This window comes from Ideonella azotifigens, assembly GCF_006519715.1.
In the GTDB taxonomy this organism is placed as follows: domain Bacteria; phylum Pseudomonadota; class Gammaproteobacteria; order Burkholderiales; family Burkholderiaceae_C; genus Ideonella; species Ideonella azotifigens.
Map to the genome: position 1 here is coordinate 1 of NZ_VIDT01001073.1, position 1314 is coordinate 1314.

Genomic DNA, 1314 nt, shown 5'->3' on the forward strand with positions numbered 1-1314 from the left:
GCGGGCCGACCATCACCTCGCGCGTGCTGCCCAGGGCCTCGGCCTGGGCCGCCCAGACGTCTTCGTCGCACAGCAGGCCGGGAAGCAGCAGCAGCGGCATGGCGGGGTTGCGGGATGGCATGCCGGCCCCTCAGCAGCACTCGCCCGAGGGCGGCTTGAGCCGCGAGTAGCGGCCATTCACGGGATCGCGGTCCAGGCCCAGCAAGCGGATGGCGTTCTGCTTGAGCAGCAGCGGCCGCACCTCGGGACGGATGTCCAGCGTCTCGAAGTCCTTCAGCCAGCGATCAGGCGTGATCACCGGGTAGTCCGAGCCGAACAGCATCTTGTGCTTGAGCAGCGAGTTCGCGTATTTCACCAGCTGGGGCGGAAAGTAGCGTGGCGACCAGCCCGAGAGGTCGATGTAGACGTTGGGCTTGTGGGTGGCCACCGCCAGCGCGTTGTCCTGCCACGGGAACGAGGGGTGGGCGATGACGATGGGCATCTGCGGGAAGTCCACCGCCACGTCGTCGAGGAACATGGGGTCGGAGTACTTCAGCCGGATGCCGCCGCCGCCAGGCAGGCCGGCGCCCAGACCGGTCTGCCCGCTGTGGAAGATCGCCGGCAGGCCGACCTCGGCGATGGCTTCGTACACCGCGTAGGCGGCGCGGTCGTTCGGGTAGAAGCCCTGGGCCGAGGGATGAAACTTGAAGCCCTGCACACCCCAGTCCTTGACGAGGCGGCGCACTTCGCGCGCACCCATCTTGCCGCGCATCGGGTCGATGCTGGCGAAGGGGATCAGCGCGTCGGGGTGGCGAGCCGCCTCTTCGGCGACCTCCTCATTGGTGATGCGGGCCTGGCCGGTCTCGCGTTCGGTGTCGACGGTGAAGATCACCGCCAGCATGCGTCGTTGCCGGTAGTACTCGGCCGTCTCGCTGATCGTCGGCCGCGCCATCGGCTGCTTGAAGTAGGCGTCCATTGCCGCATCCATCGCGATCGCCACCTCGTCGGGCGGGTTGCGCGTCGAGACGGTGGCGTGCGTGTGGATGTCGATGGCGACGATCGCGTCGAGGAAGCCCTGCCCCGGCAGCGGTGCCTCGCTCATCGCACCACCACCAGCGCGTCGAGCGCCAGCACGCCACGTTCCGGTCCGTAGGCCAACAGCGGGTTGACGTCGATCTCCGCGATCTCGGGCCGCTGCAGCATCAGTGCGCCTATCGTGGCCACGGCGCGTGCCACCGCGTCCAGGTCCACCGGCGGCGCACCGCGGAAGCCCTGCAGCAGCTTGGCGGCCTTCAGCGAGCGCAGCCTGGCGACGATGGCGGCGTGCGGAAGGTC

The 1314-nt window shown here is 68.9% G+C and carries 2 protein-coding genes; both read right to left on the reverse strand.

Annotated features, from left to right (window positions below; genetic code table 11):
- Positions 1–130: 130 nt before the first annotated feature.
- Positions 131–1081 (reverse strand): amidohydrolase family protein, encoded by a 951-nt coding sequence (locus FKP22_RS30655; RefSeq protein ID WP_141291963.1) that lies wholly within the window; start codon positions 1079–1081, stop codon positions 131–133.
- Positions 1078–1314, reverse strand: a 237-nt coding sequence (locus FKP22_RS30660) for an acetate--CoA ligase family protein (RefSeq protein WP_211361678.1), incomplete at its 5' end; no start/stop codon positions are given. The genes FKP22_RS30655 and FKP22_RS30660, both read right to left, overlap by 4 nt.